Origin of the sequence: Streptomyces sp. NPDC059788 (assembly GCF_042732265.1) — a bacterium.
Lineage (GTDB): Bacteria > Actinomycetota > Actinomycetes > Streptomycetales > Streptomycetaceae > Streptomyces.
Map to the genome: position 1 here is coordinate 102,080 of NZ_JBHWHY010000006.1, position 17,458 is coordinate 119,537.

16 protein-coding genes and 1 pseudogene are annotated in these 17,458 nt (G+C 71.8%); 11 read left to right on the forward strand and 6 right to left on the reverse strand.

Annotated features, from left to right (window positions below):
* Positions 1–146: 146 nt before the first annotated feature.
* A complete protein-coding gene (locus ACFV57_RS07340; protein ID WP_385226670.1) occupies positions 147–2,411 on the forward strand; it encodes a SpoIIE family protein phosphatase in 2,265 nt (754 codons plus the stop codon).
* Here the strand turns inward: ACFV57_RS07340 and ACFV57_RS07345 are convergent.
* The 3 genes and pseudogenes from ACFV57_RS07345 to ACFV57_RS07355 all read right to left on the reverse strand — a co-directional run.
* A pseudogene (locus ACFV57_RS07345) lies at positions 2,342–3,460 on the reverse strand (AI-2E family transporter); the annotation flags it as partial. The gene ACFV57_RS07340 and the pseudogene ACFV57_RS07345 sit on opposite strands and share 70 nt — an antisense overlap.
* A gap of 138 nt (positions 3,461–3,598) precedes the next feature.
* Positions 3,599–4,555: a pirin family protein gene (locus ACFV57_RS07350; RefSeq protein WP_385226672.1), complete on the reverse strand. Its 957-nt coding sequence runs from the start codon at positions 4,553–4,555 to the stop codon at positions 3,599–3,601.
* Positions 4,556–4,719: 164 nt separating this feature from the next.
* Positions 4,720–5,190: an SseB family protein gene (locus tag ACFV57_RS07355; RefSeq protein ID WP_003980379.1), complete on the reverse strand. Its 471-nt coding sequence runs from the start codon at positions 5,188–5,190 to the stop codon at positions 4,720–4,722.
* A 107-nt stretch (positions 5,191–5,297) separates the two neighbouring features.
* Here ACFV57_RS07355 and ACFV57_RS07360 point away from each other — a divergent pair, with 107 nt between their 5' ends.
* Together ACFV57_RS07360 and ACFV57_RS07365 are read left to right on the forward strand one after the other, a co-directional pair.
* Entirely contained in the window at positions 5,298–5,738 is a 441-nt protein-coding gene (locus ACFV57_RS07360) for a hypothetical protein (protein ID WP_385226675.1), read from the forward strand.
* Between the two features lie 214 nt (positions 5,739–5,952).
* Entirely contained in the window at positions 5,953–7,779 is a 1,827-nt protein-coding gene (locus tag ACFV57_RS07365) for an acyl-CoA dehydrogenase (protein ID WP_385226677.1), read from the forward strand.
* A 360-nt stretch (positions 7,780–8,139) separates the two neighbouring features.
* Here ACFV57_RS07365 and ACFV57_RS07370 read toward each other — a convergent pair whose 3' ends face one another.
* Positions 8,140–8,472 carry an ArsR/SmtB family transcription factor gene (locus ACFV57_RS07370; protein ID WP_385226679.1) on the reverse strand — a complete coding sequence of 111 codons (333 nt, stop codon included), beginning with the start codon at positions 8,470–8,472 and terminating at the stop codon, positions 8,140–8,142.
* A gap of 162 nt (positions 8,473–8,634) precedes the next feature.
* On the opposite strand from ACFV57_RS07370, the gene ACFV57_RS07375 reads away from it, so the two are divergent.
* The 6 genes from ACFV57_RS07375 (at position 8,635) to ACFV57_RS07400 (ending at position 15,226) form a co-directional block, all read left to right on the forward strand.
* Positions 8,635–9,930 carry a M18 family aminopeptidase gene (locus ACFV57_RS07375; protein ID WP_385226681.1) on the forward strand — a complete coding sequence of 432 codons (1,296 nt, stop codon included), beginning with the start codon at positions 8,635–8,637 and terminating at the stop codon, positions 9,928–9,930.
* A gap of 1 nt (position 9,931) precedes the next feature.
* Entirely contained in the window at positions 9,932–11,908 is a 1,977-nt protein-coding gene (locus ACFV57_RS07380) for a BTAD domain-containing putative transcriptional regulator (RefSeq protein ID WP_385226683.1), read from the forward strand.
* Positions 11,909–12,191: 283 nt separating this feature from the next.
* Positions 12,192–13,184: a hypothetical protein gene (locus ACFV57_RS07385; RefSeq protein WP_385226685.1), complete on the forward strand. Its 993-nt coding sequence runs from the start codon at positions 12,192–12,194 to the stop codon at positions 13,182–13,184.
* Positions 13,185–13,328: 144 nt separating this feature from the next.
* Positions 13,329–14,045, forward strand: a complete 717-nt coding sequence (locus ACFV57_RS07390; protein ID WP_385226687.1) for a DUF4232 domain-containing protein — start codon at positions 13,329–13,331, stop codon at positions 14,043–14,045.
* Between the two features lie 96 nt (positions 14,046–14,141).
* The gene (locus ACFV57_RS07395; protein ID WP_385226689.1) at positions 14,142–14,372 is read left to right on the forward strand and encodes a DUF6458 family protein; all 231 of its coding nucleotides are present in this window, start codon (positions 14,142–14,144) and stop codon (positions 14,370–14,372) included.
* Between the two features lie 95 nt (positions 14,373–14,467).
* On the forward strand, positions 14,468–15,226 hold the full coding sequence (locus ACFV57_RS07400; protein ID WP_385226691.1) for a class I SAM-dependent methyltransferase: 759 nt from the start codon (positions 14,468–14,470) through the stop codon (positions 15,224–15,226).
* A gap of 218 nt (positions 15,227–15,444) precedes the next feature.
* On the opposite strand, the gene ACFV57_RS07405 is transcribed toward ACFV57_RS07400, so the two are convergent.
* Positions 15,445–15,615: a hypothetical protein gene (locus ACFV57_RS07405; protein WP_385226693.1), complete on the reverse strand. Its 171-nt coding sequence runs from the start codon at positions 15,613–15,615 to the stop codon at positions 15,445–15,447.
* 24 nt (positions 15,616–15,639) lie between these two features.
* Entirely contained in the window at positions 15,640–16,125 is a 486-nt protein-coding gene (locus ACFV57_RS07410; RefSeq protein ID WP_385226695.1) for an ATP-binding protein, read from the reverse strand.
* A gap of 266 nt (positions 16,126–16,391) precedes the next feature.
* On the opposite strand from ACFV57_RS07410, the gene ACFV57_RS07415 reads away from it, so the two are divergent.
* On the forward strand, positions 16,392–17,246 hold the full coding sequence (locus tag ACFV57_RS07415) for a helix-turn-helix domain-containing protein (protein ID WP_385226697.1): 855 nt from the start codon (positions 16,392–16,394) through the stop codon (positions 17,244–17,246).
* Positions 17,247–17,256: 10 nt separating this feature from the next.
* Entirely contained in the window at positions 17,257–17,451 is a 195-nt protein-coding gene (locus ACFV57_RS07420; protein ID WP_385226699.1) for a DUF397 domain-containing protein, read from the forward strand.
* Positions 17,452–17,458: the final 7 nt, after the last annotated feature.

The window sequence follows — 17,458 nt, forward strand, 5'->3', positions numbered from 1 at the left end:
GTTGGAGGGTGGGTTTCCTGTAACCGCTCCAGGTTACCGGTCACCCCCGGGCCCGCGATTGTCATATCCCTGTCAAAGTGGTCATGCGAAGATGGTCGTACCCGCCGCGCTGGTCGGGTCCCGTCAAACCCACCTAAAGTGATGCAATGCGCACCAAGGACCTCCTGGCCGCCACCGCGACCGGCCTGTGGCGCTGGGACAACGTCTCGGGTCGGGTGACCCTCGACGCCGAGACCGCCCGGCTCCTGGGGCTGCCCGCGGAGCCCACCGAGCTGTCCGAGGCCGCCATGCGCTCCCGCCTCCACCCGGCCGACTTCGCCGAGATCACCGGCATCGTCAACCTCGCCGTCAGCGAGAGCACCATCGCCGAGGCCCGGCTGCGCGTGATGGACCGCGACGGCCGCGTACTGCGCACCGTACGCAGCCGCTCCCGCGCCTTCCTGCGCAGCGAGACCGACCACACCGACTACGAGCTGGTCGGCACCGTCCAGGAGATCCCCGAGGCGCAGCCCGGCACCGCCTCCCCGCACGCCCCGGCCTCCGGCGACTGGCGCCGCTCCCGCGAGGCGTTCCTGCTGGACGCGGGCCGCGCGCTCGCCGAGGCGCACTCCACCGCCGAGGTGCTGCGGGTCGCCGCCGGCCTGTCCATGCCCGGCTTCAGCCCCGACGGCCTGGCGGTCTTCGGCATCGAGGGCGACCGGATCTCCGTCATCGGCCACCACGGGCACCGGCAGGGCGACATCGAGCCCTTCGTCGACATGCCGCTGGACACCGACTACCCGGCCGCCGAGGTGGTACGGACCGGCCGCGCCGTCTATCTGCCCACCCCCGAGGACTACCGCCGCCGCTACCCCGCCACCTGGCCGCTGGCCGCCGCCTTCCACCGCGAGTCCTGGGCCTTTCTGCCCCTGGTGAGCGCGGGCCGCACGGTCGGCGCCTGGATGGCCGGCTTCGGCACCCCCGTCGCCTTCACGCCCGACGAGCGCTCGGTGCTCACCACCGTCGCCCGGATGCTCGCCCAGGCCCTGGCCCGCGCCGGCGACCAGGAGTCACGGCGCGAACTGACCGACGGCCTCCAGCGCAGCATGATGCCGACCGTGCAGCCGGACATCCCGGGGATGACGGTGGCGGCGCGGTACGTGCCGACCGGCGGCGGGCTGGAGGTCGGCGGCGACTGGTACGACATGATCACGCTGCCGTCCGGCCGGATCGCGCTGGTCATCGGCGACGTACAGGGCCATGACGTACGGGCCGCCGGCCTGATGGGACAGCTGCGGATCGCGCTGCGCGCCTACGCCTCGGAGGGCCACCACCCCGACGCGGTGCTCTCCCGCGCTTCCCGCTTCCTGGCCGGTATCAACGACACCGAGTTCGGCGGCGAGGACCCGCGCTTCGCCACCTGCCTCTACATCGAGGTGGACCCGGCGACCGGGCTGCTGGACATCGCGCGGGCCGGCCACCCCGACCCGACCATCCGGATGGCCGACGGCACCGTCCTCGTCCGGCCCACCGCGGGCGGCCTGCCGCTGGGCATCGTGCCGGACACCGACTACCCCACCACCCGGCTCGTCCTGGAGCCCGGCGAGACGATGCTCGTCTGTACGGACGGGCTGATCGAGACCGGCGGGCACGACCTGGAGACGGGCTGGGCGCGGCTGCGGCGCGTCATCGAGACGTACGGGGCCGAGGACCCGGCCGAGGACGTCGCGGACGCCATCGCACCGACCCTGGAGGACGTCGCCGGCCTGGAGAAGCTCGCCGACGCCCTTGTCCAGGCCGTGCACGGCCCGCCCTCGTACCACACCACCGGCCCGTACCTGGACCGGCGCGAGGACGACATAGCGCTCCTGCTGCTGTGCCGCGCGGGCGGCAGCTGCGGCGTCGGTACGGGCGGCACGGCGGCGCACCAGCCCGTCCGCCGTACGGTGCTGACCGTCAAGCAGGCCGAGCCCGAGCGGATAGCGGAGGCCCGGCACCAGGTCCGCGACGTGCTGCACGACTGGAGCGACGAGGACCAGGTCGACTCGGCCGTCCTGATGGTCTCCGAGATGGTCACCAACGTCCTGATGCACACGGACGGCGACGCGCTGCTGGTCGCGGAGATCACCGGGCAGAAGGGCGGCCGCCGCATCCGGGTCGACGTCGCCGACAGCAGCGACGAGCTGCCGCACCGCCGCACCCCGGGCGAGCTGGCGTCCTCGGGGCGCGGCCTGGTGCTGATGGAGTTGCTGGCGGGCGCGTGGGGCGTGGATCCGCGCGGCGACGGCAAGTCGACGTGGTTCGAGCTCTACGAGGACGCGGCGGGCGGCGCCGAGCCCTCGGCCGCCGACCTGCCCGCCCCGCCGGCCGGTGCGTCGGCCGACCCGTCGGCCGATCCGCCGGTCGGCCCGGTGCCCGAGCCCGCGGCGTAGTGCCGGCGCAGCTCCGAGAGCACGCCGAACGCCGCCGCGGTCAGCGGCACGGACAGCAGCATCCCCATGACCCCGGCGACGCTGGCGCCCGCGGTGATCGCCAGCATCACGATGGCCGGGTGCATCTGGACCGTACGGCTCTGCACGATCGGCTGGAGGATGTGGCCCTCCAGGAAGAACACCACCAGGACGATGCCCAGCGTCCACAGCGCGATGGCCGGGCCCCGGTCGTCGGCGAACGCGACCAGCACGGCCACCGAGCCGGACAGGAACGAGCCCAGGTACGGGATGTAGGCGCCCACGAAGACCAGCGCGCCCAGCCCGAACGCGCCGGGCACCTGGAGGATCAGCAGACCGACGGTGATGCCGAGCGCGTCGATCAGCGCGATCAGCGTCGTACCGCGCATGAAGCCCTCGATGGCCTGGTAGCCGCGGCGGGCCATCTGCTCCAGCCCCGGGCCGGAGTCGCCGGGCGCCCAGTCGTGCAGGGCGCGGACGGCCTTGTCCGCGTCGCGCAGGAAGAAGAACGTCAGGAACAGGGCGAGTACGGACGCGGCGAGGGTGGCCGCGACGACGCCGACGCCCTCCAGGACGCCGGTGGCCGCGGTGCCGCCGAACTTCCCTATGAACGGCTTGGCGTTGGAGACGATGTCGTCCAGTGACGTGCCCGCGGCGCCGAAGTGCCGGGACACCTCCTTGGCCGCGTCCTTGAGCGAGGCGATGATCTGGTCGCCGGTGTCGATGAGCGCGCTGACGACGATGTATCCGGCGCCGCCGACCACCACGACCAGCAGCGCGCAGGTCAGCCCGGCGGCCAGCGACCGGTTGAGTTTCATCGCCACCAGCCGCCGGTAGACCGGCCCGAGCAGCGCGCTGCCGAGCAGGGCCAGCAGGACGGGGGTGACGGCGGCGCTCAGCGTCACACACAGCCAGACGCCGACGGCCGCCACGGCGGCGACGAGCAGGCCCACGCCGCACCAGGCCGCGGCGCGGCGGGCGGCGACCGGGAGCAGCGGCTGACGGTCCGGGGATCTCAGATCGTTTCGCACTCTGCCAGTGGATCACGGGGCCACCCGGCTGTGGCGGCATTCCGCCGCGAGCGGATGCGGTCCTGATGCGGACGCGGGGGGGTACGGGCGGGTACGAGCGGGTACGGGCCGCCGCCGGCCCGTACCCGCCGTCCCGGCTCAGTGCCCTTCGGCCGGTACCGTCCCGAGCCGCCCGGCCTGGAAGTCCTCGAAGGCCTGGGCCAGTTCGGCGTGGGTGTTCATGACGAACGGGCCGTAGTGCATCATCGGCTCGCGGATCGGCTGCCCGCCGAGCAGCACGACCTCCAGGTTGGGGCTGCGGGACTCCTGCGTCTCGTCCGCCCGGATGGTGAGCGAGTCGCCGCCGGGGCCGAAGACCACGGCCTGCCCGGTGCGGAACGGCCGCGCGAGCGGGCCCGCGGTGCCGTGGCCGGCCAGCCCGTACGCGAGTGCGTTGAAGTCCGAGCGCCACGGGATGGTCACCTCGGCACCGGGGCTGACCGACATGTGCATCATCGTGATCGGGGTGTGGGTGATGCCCGGCCCCTGATGACCGTCGATGTCGCCGGCGATCAGCCGCAGCAGCGCGCCGCCGTCCGCCGAGGTCAGCAGCTTCACCTGGCCGCCACCGATGTCCTGGTAGCGGGGCGCCATCATCTTGTCCTTCTTGGGCAGGTTCACCCACAGCTGGAGGCCGTGGAAGAGCCCGCCGGTCATGACCAGCTCCTCCGGCGGCGCCTCGATGTGCAGCAGGCCGGAGCCCGCCGTCATCCACTGGGTGTCGCCGCCGTTGATGACGCCACCGCCGCCGTGCGAGTCGCGGTGCACGAAGCTGCCGTCGATCAGGTACGTGACGGTCTCGAAGCCGCGGTGCGGGTGCCAGGGGGTGCCCTTGGGCTCGCCCGGCGCGTACTCCACCTCGCCCATCTGATCCATCATGATGAACGGATCCAGGTACTTGTAGTCGATGCCGGCGAAGGCACGGCGTACCGGAAAGCCCTCCCCCTCGAAGCCGCTGGGCGCGGTGGCCACCGCGAGCACGGCGCGCGGCCGGGCGTCGGCGGGTGCCGCGACGCGCGGCAGGGTCAGCGGGTTCTCAACGGTCACTGCGGGCATGACGGCCTCCTCGGTCGTTCGTCATTCAACTTAGTTGAACCCTGAACAACCTGCAAGGCGTCCGCCATTCCCCGCCGGGTTCCGGCGGGAAGGAATCGATCCGGTGGCGCGCGGCAACGCAAAAAGCGGCGGCACCCTCCGGTACCGCCGCGGAAAAGCCGACGTCAGCCGTACATCCGGCGCATCGCGAAGTCGACCATCTGCTCCACCGACTTCGCGTCGAAGACCATGCGGTGGTCGCCCTCCATGTCCAGGACGAAGCCGTAGCCGGTGGGGAGCAGGTCCAGGACCTCGGCGCCGGTGATCACGAAGTACTTGGACTCCTTGCCCGCGTACCGGCGCAGCTCCTTGAGCGAGGTGAACATCGGGATGACCGGCTGCTGGGTGTTGTGCAGCGCCAGGAACCCGGGGTTGTCGCCTCGGGGGCAGTAGACCTTGGAGGTGGAGAAGATGCCCTGGAAGTCCTCCGCCGACATCGAGCCGGTGGTGAAGGCCCGCACCGCGTCGGCGAGGGAGGGCGGGGACGGCTCGGGGTAGAGGGGCTGCTCGCCGTAGCCGCCGGGGGCCGGGTGCTGCGGCGGGGGCGCACCGTACTGCTGCTGCCCGGCGCCCGCGTTCTGGTCGTAGCCGTACATGCGGCACAGCGTACTGAGTCGGCGCGTCGCATACGCCGCCATGCCGCGACCGCCCCGCGTACGTTGTAAGAGCCACGCGCCCGCACTACCGACCGAGGCCGCCACTGATGACCGACCGTGACCGCCGTAAGCCGCGCATCACCCGCGGCGGCGTGCTGCTGACCGTTACCGCCGTGACCGCCTGCGGACTGATGCTGTACGGCGCCTTCCAGCTCCGGGACAGCCAGATCTCCTGGTCCCTGAAGTACGAGGCCGCCTCCACCGGCGGGCCGCCCCGCGCCGACGAGGTGCGCTACCTGCACGACTCCGGGGATGACGACCACCGCGAGGAGCGGGTCGGCGGGACGCGGCTGCCCTGGCGGGAAAACGTCGTCGTGGACGGCGGGGAAGAGGCGCGGGTGGAGGTGACACCGGCCGGGAACGGCACGGCGTCCTGCCGGATTCTGCTGGACGGCAAGCGCGAGGTCGCCGCGGGGCGGTCGCCGGGGCCCGGCCGGCCGGCCGTGTGCCGGGTGACCGCCAGTGACACGTCACAGAAGTGGGAGTAGGGGCGATCGGGGCAGGTGGCGGGGGCCCCCGGCCCCTGGGGACGCACCCCCGGGGCCCTGGCGCCGTTCAGGGACGCTCGTCACAGATGGGCGGTCAGGGGTTGCTTCTTATTACCGACGGGTAGCATCATCGTAGCTACTTGCTGGTATTGCGTTTTGAGGTCCCTCGCTTCCAAGCGCTGGGTCTCCTCCCGAACCTTACGGAGCCGTACCCATGGGCCACTACAAGTCGAATCTCCGCGACATCGAGTTCAACCTCTTCGAGGTGCTCGGCCGCGACGCCGTGTACGGCACCGGACCGTTCGCGGAGATGGACGTGGACACCGCCAAGAGCGTGCTGAGCGAGATCGCCCGGCTCTCCGAGAACGAGCTCTCCGACTCCTTCGCCGACACCGACCGCAACCCGCCGGTCTTCGACCCGGACACCAACACCGCGCCGGTCCCCGACACCTTCAAGAAGAGCTACCAGGCGTACATGGACGCCGAGTGGTGGCGCCTGGGCATCCCGGAGGAGATCGGCGGCACCACCGCGCCGCGCTCCCTGCTGTGGGCCTTCGCCGAGACCATCCTCGGCGCCAACCCGGCGATCTGGATGTACGCCTCCGGCCCGGCCTTCGCGGGTGTGCTGCACGACGAGGGCACCGAGGAGCAGCACCGGATCGCGCAGCTGATGGTGGACCGGCAGTGGGGCTCCACCATGGTGCTGACCGAGCCCGACGCGGGTTCGGACGTGGGTGCCGGCCGCACCAAGGCCACGCAGCAGGCGGACGGCTCCTGGCACATCGAGGGCGTCAAGCGCTTCATCACCTCCGGTGAGCACGACATGTCCGAGAACATCGTGCACTTCGTGCTCGCCCGCCCCGAGGGTGCCGGTCCGGGCACCAAGGGCCTCTCCCTGTTCATCGTGCCGAAGTACGACTTCGACTGGGAGACCGGCGAGCTCGGTGAGCGCAACGGCGCCTACGCCACGAACGTCGAGCACAAGATGGGCCTGAAGGCCTCCAACACCTGCGAGATGACCTTCGGCGCCAACCACCCGGCCAAGGGCTGGCTGCTGGGCGAGAAGCACGACGGCATCCGCCAGATGTTCAAGATCATCGAGTTCGCGCGGATGATGGTCGGCACGAAGGCCATCGCCACCCTGTCCACCGGCTACCTGAACGCGCTGGAGTACGCCAAGGAGCGCGTGCAGGGCCCGGACCTGGCCGCCTTCACCGACAAGACCGCGCCGCGCGTCACCATCACCCACCACCCCGACGTGCGCCGCTCGCTGATGACGCAGAAGGCGTACGCCGAGGGCATGCGCGCCCTGGTGCTCTACACCGCGACCGTCCAGGACGAGATCATCGCCAAGGAGGCCGCGGGCGAGGACGCCTCCGCCGCGACCCGCCTGAACGACCTGCTGCTGCCGATCGTCAAGGGCTACGGCTCGGAGAAGTCCTACGAGCAGCTGGCCCAGTCGCTGCAGACCTTCGGCGGCTCCGGGTACCTCCAGGAGTACCCGATCGAGCAGTACATCCGCGACGCCAAGATCGACACCCTGTACGAGGGCACCACCGCCATCCAGGGCCAGGACTTCTTCTTCCGGAAGATCGTCCGGGACCAGGGCCAGGCGATGACCGCGCTCTCCGAGGAGATCAAGAAGTTCCTCGCGGAGGCCGTCGGCGGCGAGGCGCTGGAGGAGGCCCGCGGCGAGCTGGCCAAGGCCGCCGCCGACCTGGAGGCGATCGTCGGCGCGATGCTGACCGACCTGGCGGCGACCGAGAAGGACGTGAAGTCCATCTACAAGGTGGGCCTGAACACCACCCGCCTGCTGATGGCCTCCGGCGACGTCGTCATCGGCTACCTGCTGCTGAAGGGCGCCGCGGTCGCGAGCGAGAAGCTGGCGGGCGCCTCCAGCAAGGACAAGCCGTTCTACGAGGGCAAGATCGCGGCGGCGAAGTTCTTCGCCCACAACGTGCTGCCGGCCGTATCCGTGCAGCGTGGCCTGGCCGAGACCGTCGACCAGTCGCTGATGGAGCTGGACGAGGCCGCGTTCTGAAGTGACCCGGGGGGCGTGGTGCGCCCTGCGGGCGTTCTAAGGACGGTTTAAGACACGTCCGAAAAAAACGGTTTCGCCGGGCGCTCTCACCACGTTCTCAGACAACCGCGCCAGACTTGGCGTTGCCCGCCTCCCATCCCCCGGGGAGGCGGGCATCGTCGTATCGGGAGGGCTTTCACCAGGGTTTTCCGGAGCGGTGGCACGAGATGCGGGCCCGGGGCCCGGGGTGCCTCCAGGTGTACCCTTTGTGCCCTCGGGTGTGCCCTTAGGTGTCTTCTTGGGTGCCCTCGGGCACCTCGGCACCCTCAGGTGTGCTGACGTGTACCGAGGCGTCCCGAGGCGGGAATCCGGTCCGGGTTTCTAGGGCGTGTCGGCCATCCCGCCAGGGTTGTCCCGGACCAGCCCCACCAATCCGGGGAAACGGGCCTCGATCTCGTCGCGCCGCAGCGCCGCAGCGCGGCTGTTGCCGCGGTCCACCTGCCGGATCAGCCCGGCCTCGCGCAGCACCCGGAAGTGGTGGCTGAGTGTCGACTTGGAGACCGGAAAGCCGAAGGAGGCGCACGTGCGCGCCGCCCCGTCGGCCTCCTGGGCCAGGCTCCGCACGACCTCGTACCGCAGCGGGTCGGCCAGCGCGGCCAGCAGCGTGCGCAGGGTCATCTCGGCGGGGGCCGGGTGGCCCTCGGCGTCGGGCATCGGGACGGCCTCCTCCGTTGTCGCGTACGGTTCAGGTTTGCCGTCCACCGTATCCAACCCCCGTCCGGCGGGCCGCCCGGCCGGGCCGCGAGGTTCCCATACCGTGATGCATGGGGATCGGTATACAGGGGAAGCGGACCCGGCAGTCCTTATGCTGAATCCATGAGCCATTCCGCCCGCTTCGACCGCGGCCACACCGACGACCTGATGTCCTTCCTCGCCGCCTCCCCCTCGCCGTACCACGCGGTGGCCAACGCGGCCGAGCGGCTGGAGAAAGCGGGCTTCCGGCAGGTGGCGGAGACCGACGCCTGGGACGGGGAGAGCGGCGGCAAGTACGTCCTGCGCGGCGGGGCGATCATCGCCTGGTACGTACCGGAAGGCGCCACCGCGGCCACTCCGTACCGCATTGTCGGCGCCCACACCGACTCGCCCAATCTGCGCGTCAAACCGATCCCGGACACCGGCCACCGCGGCTGGCGCCAGGTCGCCGTGGAGGTCTACGGCGGCACCCTGCTCAACACCTGGCTCGATCGCGACCTGGGCCTGAGCGGCCGGGTCACGCTGCGCGACGGCACCACCCGGCTCGTCAACGTCGACCGCGCGCTGATGCGGGTGCCGCAGCTCGCCGTCCACCTGGACCGCTCGGTCAACGCCGACGGCCTCAAGCTGGACAAGCAGCGCCACATGACGCCCATCTGGGGCCTGGGCGAGGTGCGGGAGGGCGACCTGGTCGCCTTCGTGGAGGAGGAGATCGGCGCGGCGCCCGGCGACATACGCGGCTGGGACCTGATGCTCCACAGCATCGAGCCGCCCGCCTACCTCGGCCGCGACCGCGAGCTGGTGGCCGGGCCGCGGATGGACAACCTGCTGTCCGTACACGCCGGTACGGCCGCGCTGGCGACGGTCGCCACGTCCGACGGGGAGCCGCCGTACATCCCGGTGCTCGCCGCCTTCGACCACGAGGAGAACGGCAGCCAGTCCGACACCGGCGCCGACGGCCCGCTGCTCGGTACGGTGCTGGAACGTTCGGTCTTCGCCCGCGGCGGCTCGTACGAGGACCGCGCCCGCGCCTTCGCCGGCACGGTCTGCCTCTCCTCCGACACCGGCCACGCCCTGCACCCCAACTACACGGAGCGGCACGACCCGGGCCACCACCCCATGCCCAACGGCGGCCCCATCCTGAAGGTCAACGTCAACCAGCGCTACGCCACCGACGGCAGCGGCCGCGCCGTCTTCGCGGACGCCTGCGAGCGGGTCGGCGTGCCGTGGCAGTCCTTCGTCTCGAACAACGCGATGCCCTGCGGCACCACCATCGGGCCCATCACCGCCGCCCGGCACGGAATCGCCACGGTCGACATCGGTGTTGCCATCCTGTCGATGCACTCGGCGCGCGAGCTGTGCGGCAGCGAGGACCCGCACCTGCTGGCCAGCGCCCTGACGGCATTCCTGGAGAACTGAGTTGGACTTTTCCCTGCTGGGCCCGATCTCCGTCGCCACCGGCAACGGTGAGCTGGCGCTCGGGCCCGCCAAACGGCGCAGCGTGCTGGCGCTGCTGCTGTTGCAGCCCAACACCACCGTCCCGCTTGAGCAGTTGATCGACTCCCTCTGGGAGGACGAACCGCCCGAACACGCCCGTACGGTCGTCCAGGGCCATGTCTCGCGGCTGCGCGCGACGCTGGCCGGGGGCGGCGCCGAGGCGTACGGCATCGAGCTGGCCACCCACGGCTCGGCGTACCTGCTGCGCCTGCCCGAGGAGCTGATCGACGCCCACCGCTTCGGCGAGCTGGTCGCGCTGGCCCGTCCGGAGGCGGCCCCCGGCGACGCGGTGCCGCTGCTGCGCGAGGCGCTCGGGCTGTGGCGCGGGCCGGCACTCACCGGCACCGTCACCAGCCCGCCGTTCGCCGCCGCCGCGCACGCGCTGGAGGAACAGCGGCTGACCGCGACCGAGGCGCTCGCGCGGGCGCACGGCGCGCTCGGCGAGCACGAGCAGGCCGCGGCGATCCTCTACACCGCCGCGGTCAACAACCCGCTGCGGGAGGGGATGGTCGCCGAGCTGATGCGGGCGCTGTTCCGTACGGGGCGGCAGTCGGACGCGATGGAGTGGTTCCACCGCACCCGGCGGCTGCTCGACGAGGAACTGGGCGTCGGGCCGGGGGCGCGGCTGAAGGGGGCGTACGAGGAGATCCTGCGCGCGGAGGAAGCCGGGGCGGCGGGCCGTGCGCGCGCCGACGCGGCTTCCCGGGGCGGCCCTGCCGGGACCGGCGGCGCGGACCGGCGGACCGGCGGTGCCGCGCAGGCGGCGGGCGACCCCGCCGAGGCCGCTCGCGCGAGCGCCGCAGGCCCCGGCACAGCCGCGGTGGACCCCCGCGTACCGGCCCAGCCGGGGCGCGGGAGCACGAGCGGTTCGCCCGCCCGGGCCGCCGCACCCCGCCTGCTGCCCCGGCCGCCCGCCCGCTTCCTCGGGCGCGAACAGCAGCTCGCCGCGCTGACCACCGTGGTGCGGTCCCCGGTACCCGGCGAGAGCCCGCTCGCCGTCGTCACGGGGCCGGCCGGCGTCGGCAAGACCGCCTGCGCGGTGCAGTGGTCCCACGCGCACGCCGAGGCCTTCCCCGACGGCCAGCTCTTCGCCGACCTGCGCGGCTTCAACGAGGGCGCGCCCGCCGAACCCGTCGAGATCCTGCGGGACTTCCTGCTCGCGCTCGGCACACCGCCGGACCGCGTACCGACGTCCGCGCAGTCGGCCTCCGCGCTCTTCAGGTCGCTGGTGGGCGGGCGCCGGCTGCTGGTCTTCCTCGACAACGCGCAGAGTTCCGCGCAGGTACGCCCGCTGCTGCCCGGCGGCGAGCACTGCGCGACGGTCGTCACCAGCCGCAGCCGCCTGGACGGCCTGGTCGCCACCGACTGCGCCCGCCCGGTCGCCCTCCAGGCGCTCGGCGCGGGGGAGGGTACGGCGCTGCTCGGCGCGATGCTCGGCGCGGAGCGCGTGGCGGACGACCCGGACGCCGCGCAGGAACTGGTCGCGTTGTGCGACGGGCTGCCGCTGGCCCTGCGCGCGGCCGCCGCGCAGCTGACGGCCCGTCCGCGCTGGCGGCTGGCCCGGCTGGCCTCCGCCCTGCGTGACGAACGGCGGCGCCTGGCGCTGCTGTCCGCCGAGGACACCGGGGTCGCGGCGGCCCTGCGGATGTCCGTCGCCCGCCTCTCGGCGGACGACGCGCGCCTGCTCAGCGCGCTCGCCGCCAACGCCGACGGGCACCTGAACGCGTCCGTCGCGGCGGCCCTGGCCGGCTCCGCGCCGGAGGACATCCAGGACAGCCTGGACCGGCTGACCGAAATGCACCTGGTCGACGAGGAGTCCACGGACGTCTACACGATCAGCACCCTGACCCAGCTGTTCGCCCGCGACGAGGGGTCGGAGGGCAAGGGCACCGGGGGCTGAGGGGGGACAAGGCCGGGAGCGGGGGCCCGGTGGCCGGGGATGGTACGCAGCCGAGAGGCAGGCGGCCGAGCGGTGGGCGATCGGTCGATACGGGGCCGAGCGGGGCGGGACATGGTGGGGAGGGGCTTGGCGGGGCGGGACATGGCGGGGAGGGGCTTGGCGGGGCGGGACATGGCGGTGCGGGACATGGCGGTGCGGAACGCCCCTGAACTGCCCGAATCGCCCGTTCCCGCTGCCCGCAAGGCTGTTCCCTTCCCGGCCCGGCACCCCCTACCGTCTGCCCATGATCAGAAGCCGGTACATAGCCGCGGCGGCCGCCCTCGCCTGCGCGGCGCCCCTCCTCGCCGTACAGACCGCCACCGCACACCCTGCCAAGTCGGCTGCCCCCGCCACCGCTTCCGCCTCGGCCGCCGCTTCCGGCGCACGGGCCGCGGTCCGCGCCCCCGCCTGGCAGAAGGTGGGCGACGGCATCACGTCAGGAGTCAGCGGCGTCGCCGTCCTCCCCGGCTCCCGGGCGGACCGGACCGACCTCCTCGTGGCCCGCGACAACAAGAAGCCCGGCGAGAACCGGCTGGCCGCCATACGGCTGCGCCCCGGCGCGCAGCCCCGGGTACGCCCCCTGGCCTGGAAGGGCAGCCGGCCCCCCGTCGACCTGGAGGCACTGGACGCGGTCCCCGGCCGTCCCGGCGAGTACATCGCCCTGACAAGCGCCGGCACCGGCTACCACCTGCGCCTGAACGCGGACGCGACCGCCGCGCACACCCTCGGCACCTTCACCGTCCCCGGCGCCCGCGAAGACGACAACTACGAGGGCTTCGCGCTCTCCGCCCAGCGCCACGGGCTCGTCGCCGTCTGGGCCGACCGCGGCGAGGACAGCCGCCCCGGCACCCTGCACGCCGCCCGGCTGGACCTCGCCCGCCACACCTTCGGCGCCCCGGTCACCGCCGCGTTCCGCGCGCCGTACCCCGCCGCGGACGTACGGCACATCAGCGACGTCGTGGTCTCCCCGTCCGGCGCGCTCAAGGTCTCCTCGGCGTCCGACTCGGGCGACGACGGCCCCTTCGACTCCGCCGTCTACGATGCGGGGAAGGTCACCGTCGACCGGCAGGGCGCGGTACGGCTGTCCGTACGGCGCGCCCCGGAGCCCCTCGGCCGCTACACCGGCCACAAGATAGAGGCGCTGGCCTGCCTGCCGCACTCCCGTCGCGCAGTGCTCGGCACGGACGACGAGAACGCCGGCGGCGCGGTCCGCGTCGTCCCGGGCGGCCCGTGCTGAGACACCGGCCGGCCCGTGCATGTGCCGGACGGCGCTTTTGGCACACGGGGCCGAATCCGTTAGGGAAGCGTTAGCCAGGCGGCAGGGTGGCACGTCAGGGTGGCACCACACCATGTAGAAACCGCAGCGACCCCGGGAGTCCCCATGCCGCGCCCCACCGTTACGGAGGCCGCCACCATCCGCAGCGCTCGCCGCCGTACCGACGGCGGGCGCGCTCGGGCCCGTACGCTCGCCCGTACCCGCGTGCTGCGGGCCACCGCCGCCGGGCTCACGGCGGTCGCCACGCTCGGCCTGCTCAGCGCCTGCGGCGGGCAGGAGGCGCTCAAGACCAGCGACGCCAAGCCGTTCCACCCCTTCGGCAAGGACTCCGGCGGCTCCGACGAGCCGCTGGGCCCGGGCATGCCCAGCAGCTCCCGTACCGACCGGGCCGCCAGCAACGACGGCCACCCGGCCTGCGACCCCACCAAGGTGGTGCTCGCGGCCAAGCCGCTTTCCCAGCCGCCCGGCCGCCTCCTCCTCCAGGTCACCAACACCTCCGCCCACACCTGCGACCTGTACGGCTTCCCCCGCCTACAGGGCGCCGGCGCGGCCCCCACCACCGCCCCGCACGGCAAGAGCGCGCCGCGCACCCCGATCGGCCTCTCCCCGGGCGGCACCGCGTACGCCTCCCTCACCCCGTCCGCCGCCGAGTCCGGCTCCGGCCACGAGGTGCGCTCCCTGTCGGTCGGCTTCACCGACCACCACGGCCGCGGCATACCCGGCCCCCGCGCGCACGTACGGCTCCCCGACGGCGTCCGCATCGACGACGGAACGCGCGTGTCCTACTGGCAGCACGACGTGAACCAGGCGATCCGGCCGTAACATCCCGTCCGCGCACTCCCGCGATTGGCGCCACCGGCCCCGGGTACCCGGTCAACGACCGGCCCGGAACATCCAATTGCGTACGGAGGCACAACCATGGGCATCGGATGGTGCATCGGTCTGCTCGCGCTGGGAGGCATCCTGACCTTCGCGGTGGACTGGCACATGGCCGGAGTCAACCTCCACCTCGTCGGCCTGATCCTGATGGCGGTCGGCATCATCGGCATCGCGGCCTACGTCAGCATCTTCAAGCGCCGCCGTATGCAGCCGCCGAGCCCGGCGGCCCCGGTGGTCGAGGAAACCCACCGGATGCACTACGACGACTGACGGCGCGCCAGGAGGGCTCTCGTCTCCCGGCTGACGGCGACCGGCTCGAAAAAACCCGTCGCCGCCACGCCCCACCCTGGTGGATCGTGGGCGCCATGCGACAGGACGACATCTGGGGTGAGGAAACCGCCCGTAGTTACGACACGTTCCACGCCGATATGTCCGCTCTGGAGGCACTCGCCCCGGTGGTGAGCCGCCTCGCGGAACTCGCGGACGGCGGCCGGGCCCTCGAATTCGCCGTCGGCACCGGCCGCGTGGCCGTACCCCTCGCACGGCGCGGCGTACCGGTCACCGGCATCGAACTCTCCCAGCCGATGATCGACCAACTGCGCACCAAGGCGGACGAGGAGACGATCCCGGTCATTCTCGGCGACATGGCGACCGCCGAGGCCCCCGGCCCGTACCAACTCGTCTACCTCGTCTACAACACCATCTCCAACCTCCTCACCCAGCCCGAACAGGTCGAGTGCTTCCGCAACGCCGCACGTCACCTCTCACCGGGCGGCCGGTTCGTCATCGAGCTGAGCGTCCCGGAACTGCGACAACTCCCGCCCGGCCAGCAGGCCGTGGTCTGGAAGACCGAGCCCGGCTACGCCGGACTGGACACCTACGACGTCCTCAACCAGCACCTCATCTCCCACCACTTCCGCTACGACGAAACCGGCCGCGCCCGCCTGACCCGCAGCCCCCACCGCTACATCTGGCCCGCGGAACTCGACCTCATGGCCCAACTCGCCGGCTTCCACCTGGAAACCAGGCACGCCGACTGGAACGCCACCGAGTTCACCGCCGAGTCGGGGTCGCATGTGTCCGTGTATCGGCTGGCGGGCGAAGAGCAGCGGCGGGGGCTGTAGCACCGCGTAGTCGCCGAAATCGCGGCGATAGCGCAGGTGTCCGGTCTCCTGCGTGTGCTTGCGCTGCCATTCCTCGACCGGCCCAGGACCGTGATGCGTGCCGGACCCCGCACCACACTCGGTTTCCTCGCCGGACACGCAGCGCGCCTCGTACTCCGGCTCCGCCGTCCGGTCCTGCGTGATCGTGAAGGGCACGTACCGGAACGTCCGCCGGGGCATCACGCGTGCTCCCGTCGCTGATGCTGGCGCATGAGGACGTTGGCGTCGGTCTGTGCGCTGGCGTCGAACCGCGCGCGGGCCTCAGTTCGTTGCGCGGCGAGCGCCGCGCACGTCTCGCAGCCCGGGGCGGGTACGGGCGGGCGGCTCAGGTCTTCCTGCGGTTCGTTCACGGCCTCTGGTTCTCCCATTTCAGGTCAGGCCGCCAGCGCGGGCGGCGTCTGCGGTGGCGGAGGGCCGGTACGTACCGCCAGCTCGAACCAGATGCTCTTGCCACCCGGCCCGAGCAACGAATCCCCGAGCGCGCAACCGCCCCACCGGTCCGCCACGCGGTCGAGGATGAACAGGCCGCGTCCGCCGCCTGCTTCCGGCGAGAGCGGTCGCAACGCGGCGGGCAGGAACGGAGCCGTGTCCGAGACGCTGACCCGCAGGACGGGGTGTGTCCAACGCAGGCGGACACTCGCGGAGCCCTTGGCGTGCCGTACGGAGTTGGTTGCCAGCTCCGAGGTCAGCAGCTCGGCTCGTTCGATGAGTTCCGGCACCCCGTGGGCGGCCAGCACCGCGCGCAAGGTCATACGGGCGATCCCGGGCCCGCGCGGATCACCGGGAAAGGCGAGTTCGTACTCCCACGGGTCGGTGAAAGCGAGGGGTTCGGGGGCCGGGGGCCACGGTTCGAAGTTCACGGGGCACCTCCATGCGGGGCGCGAAGGGGGGTACGGCACATGCGTGCTGTACGGGTCGAGACGCTCGGGGTGCTGGACGGTGGCCTTGCCGTGCCGGGTGCACGGTGCGCTTCCGCCGAGCAGACAAGGAGTGAGCGATCGGGCACCGACCGTAGCCGATGGCTACATAACAGTTCTACCGTTTGCCCTGAACGAGTTAATTTCTCGATTGCCGTGACTCGCCGACCATCACCTCGGCACACTGTGCGCGAGCGAGGAGAGAGAACATGGCACCGAGGCATACTCCAACGATCCGTCAACGCCGGTTCGGCGCCGAGCTGAGACGCCTACGCGAGGCGGCGGACATGTCCGCGCCGACGGCTGCGAACCTGCTCGGGACGGACCGCACAGTGATCTCCAACATCGAAGCCGGGCGCTTCGGTATCAGCGACGAACGCCTCCGCCGCCTCGCGAGCATCTACGAATGCGACGACGTCGCCCTGATCGATGCCCTGAGCCAGATGGCCGGGAGCCGCAAAGGCGGCTGGTGGGAGGAGTACCGGGGCAAGATCCCGCCCGGCTTTCTCGATGTCGCCGAGCTGGAGCACGATGCCGTACGACTGCGATCCGTGCAGACTGCCCACCTGCCGGGTCTCTTCCAGACAGAAGATCACGCGCGGGCGGTCTTCGAGCTGTTCACGCCGCAGCTCCCTCGTCTGGAAGTCGAGCTACGGGTGGCTCACCGCCTCAGAAGGCAGTCCGTTATCACGGGAGACCGCCCCGTCCCCTACGTGGGTGTGATCCATGAAGCCGCTCTGCGTATGCAACTCGGCGGCCGCGATGTGGCACGCACCCAACTCGATCACCTGCTGGAGTCCAGTGACCGGGACGACGTGACCTTGCTCGTCATCCCGTTCGCGGCCGGCGGTTTCCCTTTGATGGGCGACTCCTCCGTACTATATGCCTCATCGGCCAACTCCCGTTTGGACACGGTTCAGATGGACTCGCCGACAGGAGCAATCTTCATCGATGCTCCGACCCAACTGGCCCACTTCCGCACCCGACTGGACTTGGCGGGGAAGAGAGCGTTGACTCCGAAGGAGAGTGCCGACTACATCCGCGAAATCGCCAGAGAGCTGTGAGGTGCACACGGTGGCCGAGCTGAAGTGGCTCAAGTCCACGTACTCCGACGCCGGAGGGAACAACTGCGTCGAAGTCGCCGCGACAGGCGATGGCATCGCTTTGCGTGAGAGTGCCGCACCGGCCCAGGTCATGACCGTCGGGCAGGACGCCTTCCGAGCGCTGCTCGCCGGCGGCAAGGCGGGCTCGTACGACGCGGAACACTGAGAGGCGC